This is a genomic window from Rhodococcus sp. NPDC003383, assembly GCF_053589115.1.
Map to the genome: position 1 here is coordinate 62,965 of NZ_JBSFRG010000032.1, position 6,011 is coordinate 68,975.

Genomic DNA, 6,011 nt, shown 5'->3' on the forward strand with positions numbered 1-6,011 from the left:
GACACGAGATGACGGACCGCGACTGGACCCTGTGGGCACGCTGCCGGGGCATGGACACCACGACGTTCTTCCCGCAGAAGGAGGACGGCCGGCTCGCGGCGGCGCGCGCCGAAGCCGCGGCAAAATCGATCTGCCGATCGTGCGCGGTGGTCGCCGAATGCCGCGAGACGGCGCTGCAGGCGGACGAGACGCACGGCATCTGGGGCGGCATGACGTACGCGGAACGCCGCGCATACGCCCGCGCGCGGAAGCTGGGTCGCGTACTGTCCGCGTGACCGCTCGCCGCTACGGTGGGTTACCGGAGCGAATGTATCGTTCGTCTCCTTCAACCGAGCGAACGGTACATTCGCTCGGAGAATGCGGCGAGCACCGGACAGCGCGGACGCCGCGCGGAGAGTGTGGAAGGCACGCGGTGGGTGAGAACGGGACGGACGAGGTCGGTGCCGGCGGCGCGCACGGTGCCCTCGACCGGAACACGGTGCTCGGCAAGGTCATGATCGTGCTGCACGCCTTCACGATCGACGACCACGGCGTCAGCCTGGCCGAACTCGCCCGCCGCACCGGCATCCCGAAGGCTTCGCTGCACCGTATCGCCACCGATCTCGTCGGGGTGCGGCTGCTCGAACGCACCCCGGCCGGGTACCGGCTCGGCCGTCAGCTCTTCGAACTGGGGATGCGCGCCTCGGTGGAGCGCAGTCTCGTCGAGGTCGCGATCCCGTTCATGGAGGACCTGTACGAACGCACCCACGAGACGGTGCATTTCGGGATCCGTGACGGCATGGAGGTCGTCTACCTGACCAAGATCGGCGGCCACCGGCAGGTCGGCGCGCCGTCTCGGGTGGGTGGCCGGATGCCGTTGTACTGCACCGCAATCGGGCGTGCCCTGCTGGCGTGGGCGGAACCCGAGGTGGTGACGCATGTGCTCACCGGCCCGTTGCCGCGGCGCACTCCGCGCACGGTCGCGACGCCGGGCATGCTGCGGCAGCTGCTCGACCGGGTGATCTCCGAGGGGGTGTCCTACGAGTTCGAGGAGTCCGCGCCGGGCATCGTGTGCGTCGGCGCCCCGATCTTCGAATCGGAGGGACGTGCCGTCGCCGCGATCAGTGTCACCGGCCCGGTGACCGGGTTCCGGCCGCAGCAGCACGCCGCGTCGGTGCGGGCGGCCGCCGCCGGTATCGGTGCGACCCTCGCGCGGCGCGCGCACCTCTCCGAACAGCCCGACTGAGTTCAGCCGAGACTGGTCACCGGGATCAGTCCGCGCGTGATCGCCGAGCTCTCGTCGGACAACAGGAACGAGATGACCTTCGCGATGTCCTCCGGCTTCGACCAGTGCGTCGTGTCCGCGTCGGGCATCGCGGTCCGATTGCCGGGGGTGTCGATGACCCCGGGCAACAGCGCATTGACGCGGATGCGGTCGGGCCGGTACTCGACGGCGAGGGACTGCACGAGCGACGCGACCGCTGCCTTCGACGCGATGTAGGCGGCTGCGCCGGTGAACGGATTGTTGGTCGCGGCCGCCGAGATGCACACCACGGAGCCGCCGCCACCGCGGATCAGATGCGGCAGCGCCGCCTGCGTCACCGCGTAGGTGGTGCGCAGATTGAGGTCGATCTGGGAGTCGAGCACCTCGACCGGAGCCTCGTGGACACGCTGACCGGACACGAAGCCGCCGACCAGGTTGACCACACCGAACAGCGGGGCATCGGGATCGGCGGCGGCGAGGTCGACGGCCGCCTCGAGCTGCGCCTCGTCGGACAGGTCGGCCTCGATGAGGTGCAGGTTCGGGTGTTCGGGGACGCGGTCGAGCTCCTCCTTGACGAGCCACGGCACGACGACCCGCCAGCCTGCCGCCAGCAGATGCGCGGTCACGGCGGAACCCAGGCCGCCGGTGCCACCGGTGATGAGTGTGGTGCGTGTCATAGTCGGCAGATTAGGGCATGGCAAGTCACAGTCGCGCGGCGGGTTCCGGCAGGTGGGCAGTGCGCCGCCCCAGCTGTGCGTGTAGATGCCCACAACGGGCGCACCTGTGACGTACGTTCGAGGTCATGAAGGATATCGAGGCCGAACGCATCACTGTCGGCGGATTGTCGGCGTTCTTCGCGAGACCGCTCGGACGCAGCCGCGGCGGGATGCTGCTGCTCCCCATGATCACCGGCATCGGCGCGCAGGTCCGCGAATACGCGGAGGACATCGCCGGGGCCGGACTGACCGCGCTCGTGTGGGACCCGTTCCACGGGGTCAGCGACGACGACGCCCCGCGCGAACGCCTCGTCGAACTGATGAACGGCCTCGACGACGAGGAGTGCATCGCCGAGATGCGCACGCTGCTCGACCACATGTTCGGCGAACTGGAACTCGAGTCGGTCGGCGTGATCGGCTGGTGCCTCGGCGGACGCCTCGCCCTCATCCTCGGCAGCCGCGACGTCCGGCTCGCGAACGTCGTCGCCTACCACCCGTCGATTCACGACGAGAGGCCCCCGAACCAGACCGTCGACGCCGTCGACAGTGCCGCGCGGATCACCGCCCCGGTGATGGTGCTGCACGCGGGCGCCGACACCGTCATGTCGCCGGCCACGTTCGCACGGTTGCAGACGACCTTGCAGAACCGGGAGTCGGGTGCGACCGTAATGCACGTTTATCCGGGTGCCGAGCACGGTTTCAGCGTGCGCGCCCGGCACACGAATCCGGTCAACGCCGCAGCGTATGCGGTGTCCTGGCCGCAGGTTCTCGAGTTCGCGGCCGCCACCACTGCGGGTGACGACGACCGGGGCAGGTTGCGTCCGTCCGGCTGAGGACGACGATGGAGAGTGCGCACGCCAGGTTCGGTCACACAAGGAAGTGAGACTCGCCTATGAGTTCGGACGTACAGAGTTCAGCAGGACGCAGCGCGGTGGGGGAACCCGACCGTAGCGGCGAGGTGACCGTCCTCGAACAGGTGGTCATCCGCATCGCCGGCGACTCCGGCGACGGCATGCAGCTCGCCGGGGACCGGTTCACCGCCGAAGCCGCCGCGTTCGGCAACGACCTGGCCACCCAACCGAACTTCCCTGCGGAGATCCGCGCTCCGCAGGGCACCCTGCCGGGTGTCTCGAGCTTCCAGATCCAGATCGCCGAGTACGACATCCTCACCGCCGGTGACCGTCCCGACGTGCTCGTCGCGATGAACCCGGCCGCGCTGAAATCGAACATCGCGGACCTGCCGGCCGGCGGAATCCTCATCGTCGACATCGACGAGTTCACCAAGCGCAACCTCGCGAAGGTCGGCTACGACTCCGACCCGCTCGCCACCCCGGAGTTCGAGCAGTACCAGGTGCACGCGATCCCGATGACGTCACTGACCGTCGGTGCCGTGGAACCGGCCGGGCTCGGACGGAAGGACTCACAGCGGTCGAAGAACATGTTCGCGCTCGGCGTGCTGTCGTGGATGTACGGACGGCCGATCGTCGCGGTCGAGGAATTCCTCGACCGGAAGTTCGCGGCCCGGCCCGACGTCGCGCAGGCGAACATCCTGGCATTGCGCGCCGGCTGGAACTACGGGGAAACCACCGAATCGTTCGCCTCGCGATTCGAGATCGCGGCGGCGGCCCTGCCGTCCGGGACCTATCGGCAGATCACCGGCAACACCGCGCTCGCGTACGGGCTGGTCGCGGCCGGGCGGACGGCCGGGATGGACGTGTTCCTCGGCACCTACCCGATCACCCCGGCCTCGGACATCCTGCACGAGCTGAGCAAACTCAAGCACTTCGGCGTGGTCACCTTCCAGGCGGAGGACGAGATCGCCGGGATCGGCGCCGCGCTCGGCGCGTCCTACGGCGGTGCGCTCGGCGTCACCAGCACGTCCGGTCCCGGTGTCGCCCTCAAATCCGAGGCGATCGGCCTGGCCGTGATGACGGAACTGCCGCTGATCGTCGTCGACGTCCAGCGTGGTGGCCCGTCGACGGGTCTGCCCACCAAGACCGAACAGGCCGACCTGCTGCAGGCCATGTTCGGCCGCAACGGCGAATCCCCGGTCGCGATCGTCGCGCCGCAGTCCCCGGCCGACTGTTTCGACGCGGCGCTCGAGGCCGCGCGGATCGCCGTCACCTACCGCACCCCGGTGATGCTGCTGTCCGACGGCGCAATCGCCAATGGTTCCGAACCGTGGCGGATCCCCGACGTCGCGACGCTGCCCGCCATCGAACCGGACCTCGCGCGTGCGAACGGCGAGGGCGCCCACCTGCCGTATGCGCGGGACCCGGACACGCTGGCCCGGGACTGGGCGATCCCGGGGACGGCCGGTCTCGAACACCGCATCGGCGGACTCGAGAAGGCCAACGGCACCGGCGACATCTCGTACCACCACACCAACCACGAACTCATGACGCGGGTGCGCGCGGCCCGGATCGCCGGGATCACCGTGCCCGACCTCGACGTGGACGACCCGACCGGTGACGCGACCGTCCTCGTTCTCGGCTGGGGTTCGTCGTACGGTCCGATCGGTGAGGCGGTGCGCCGGATGCGGCGCGGTGGGCACGCGATCGCGCGGGCGCACCTGCGGCATCTGAATCCGATGCCCGCCAATCTCGGTGAGGTTCTCGGCCGGTACCGACGGGTGCTGGTGCCGGAGATGAACCTCGGGCAGTTGTCACTGCTGCTGCGTGCCCGGTTCGACGCGGACATCCAGCCCGTGACGAAGGTGTCCGGCATGGCCTTCCGGGCCGACGAACTGCACGACGCGCTGCTCGCGGAGGTCGCGGGCGCCCTCGCCGCCACGGAGGACGCGAAGACCCGGGCCGCGGTCGCGGCCGTCGTGAAGAAGGGGGAGCGGGCATGACCGGTGGGATGCGAGTCGGTGCCGACCTAGGGTTGACGGAGCACGCGGGGTTGACGGCGCACGCGCACGTGCCGCACACCGACGAACCGCAGAAGGCCAAGGACTACACGTCTTCGCAGGAGGTGCGTTGGTGCCCCGGGTGCGGTGACTACGTCATCCTCGCGACAGTCCGGTCGGTGCTGCCGCAACTGGGCATCAAGCGGGAGAACGTCGTGTTCGTCTCGGGCATCGGCTGCTCCTCCCGCTTCCCGTACTACCTCGACACGTACGGTGTGCACTCGATCCACGGCCGCGCCCCGACTCTGGCGACCGGCCTGACGGTGAGCCGGCCGGACCTGTCGGTGTGGGTCGTCACCGGCGACGGCGACAGCCTGTCGATCGGCGGCAACCACCTCATCCACGCCCTCCGCCGCAACGTGAACATGCGAATTCTCATGTTCGACAACAGGATCTACGGTCTGACCAAGGGGCAGTACTCGCCGACCTCCGAGACGGGAAAGGTCACCAAGTCGACGCCGATGGGATCGCTCGACGCGCCGTTCAACCCGCTGTCGCTGGCGGTCGGCGCGGAGGGCACGTTCGTCGCGCGCGCCCTCGATTCCGACCGGGCGGGTCTGACCGAGGTGCTGCTGGCCGCGGCGCAGCACCGCGGCACCGCGTTCGTCCAGATCCTCCAGGACTGCCCCATCTTCAACGACGGCTCGTTCGACGCCCTGCGCAAGGACGGCGCGGAGCATCGGCTCGTCCCCGTCGTGCACGGCAAGCCCATCGTCTTCGGTGTCGACGACCAATGGTGCGTGGTACGAAGCGGATTCGGGCTGCGGGTGGTACCGACCGCGGAGACCGCGCCCGAGGACATCGTCGTCCACGACGCGTACACCGACGACCCCGAATACGCCTACGCGCTGACGCGGCTGTCGACACACGATCTGACCTACACCGTCACCGGAGTTCTGCGCGCGGTCGCGCGGGACACCTACGACGACGGGGTGCGCGCGCAGATCGCACAGGCGCGGCAGGAGAAACCCGCGGATCTACAGGCGCTTCTCAACGGTGCCAATACCTGGAGCGTGTGAGCGGTGTGGGGTTTTTGGGGGGGGGGGCCCCCCAAAAGCACCACCGCCGCGGAGCCGCCCTGGGCGCCGGGAACCGGGGGGGGGTGGGGAGAGCGGGGGGGGGGGGGAAGGTGGGGGAGGGG

At 69.4% G+C, this 6,011-nt stretch carries 6 protein-coding genes; 5 read left to right on the top strand and 1 reads right to left on the bottom strand.

Features of this window, described 5'->3' with window-relative positions; genetic code table 11:
- The first annotated feature begins 8 nt into the window (after positions 1 to 8).
- Positions 9 to 275, top strand: coding sequence for a WhiB family transcriptional regulator (locus ACWDTS_RS23280; RefSeq protein ID WP_197251168.1), 267 nt, complete (start codon positions 9 to 11; stop codon positions 273 to 275).
- Between the two features lie 218 nt (positions 276 to 493).
- On the top strand, positions 494 to 1,225 hold the full coding sequence (locus tag ACWDTS_RS23285; RefSeq protein WP_450110561.1) for an IclR family transcriptional regulator: 732 nt from the start codon (positions 494 to 496) through the stop codon (positions 1,223 to 1,225).
- A gap of 2 nt (positions 1,226 to 1,227) precedes the next feature.
- Here the strand turns inward: ACWDTS_RS23285 and ACWDTS_RS23290 are convergent, their stop codons facing one another.
- Positions 1,228 to 1,920: an SDR family NAD(P)-dependent oxidoreductase gene (locus ACWDTS_RS23290; protein WP_450110520.1), complete on the bottom strand. Its 693-nt coding sequence runs from the start codon at positions 1,918 to 1,920 to the stop codon at positions 1,228 to 1,230.
- Positions 1,921 to 2,045: 125 nt separating this feature from the next.
- On the opposite strand from ACWDTS_RS23290, the gene ACWDTS_RS23295 reads away from it, so the two are divergent.
- From ACWDTS_RS23295 to ACWDTS_RS23305, 3 genes are read left to right on the top strand one after another with little or no spacing between them, the layout of a single operon-like run.
- A complete protein-coding gene (locus ACWDTS_RS23295; protein WP_450119112.1) occupies positions 2,046 to 2,792 on the top strand; it encodes a dienelactone hydrolase family protein in 747 nt (248 codons plus the stop codon).
- A 59-nt stretch (positions 2,793 to 2,851) separates the two neighbouring features.
- Positions 2,852 to 4,813, top strand: coding sequence for a 2-oxoacid:acceptor oxidoreductase subunit alpha (locus ACWDTS_RS23300; protein ID WP_450119113.1), 1,962 nt, complete (start codon positions 2,852 to 2,854; stop codon positions 4,811 to 4,813).
- Entirely contained in the window at positions 4,810 to 5,889 is a 1,080-nt protein-coding gene (locus tag ACWDTS_RS23305) for a 2-oxoacid:ferredoxin oxidoreductase subunit beta (protein WP_450119114.1), read from the top strand. The genes ACWDTS_RS23300 and ACWDTS_RS23305 overlap by 4 nt, the downstream gene beginning before the upstream one ends.
- The last annotated feature ends 122 nt before the right edge of the window (positions 5,890 to 6,011 follow it).

Bases quoted from the DNA above. Each gene is read 5' to 3' on its own strand.
- ACWDTS_RS23290 (WP_450110520.1), bottom strand. From the start codon at position 1,920: ATGACACGCACCACACTCATCACCGGTGGCACCGGCGGCCTGGGTTCC.
- ACWDTS_RS23285 (WP_450110561.1), top strand. From the start codon at position 494: ATGATCGTGCTGCACGCCTTCACGATCGACGACCACGGCGTCAGCCTG.
- ACWDTS_RS23295 (WP_450119112.1), top strand. From the start codon at position 2,046: ATGAAGGATATCGAGGCCGAACGCATCACTGTCGGCGGATTGTCGGCG.
- ACWDTS_RS23280 (WP_197251168.1), top strand. From the start codon at position 9: ATGACGGACCGCGACTGGACCCTGTGGGCACGCTGCCGGGGCATGGAC.
- ACWDTS_RS23300 (WP_450119113.1), top strand. From the start codon at position 2,852: ATGAGTTCGGACGTACAGAGTTCAGCAGGACGCAGCGCGGTGGGGGAA.
- ACWDTS_RS23305 (WP_450119114.1), top strand. From the start codon at position 4,810: ATGACCGGTGGGATGCGAGTCGGTGCCGACCTAGGGTTGACGGAGCAC.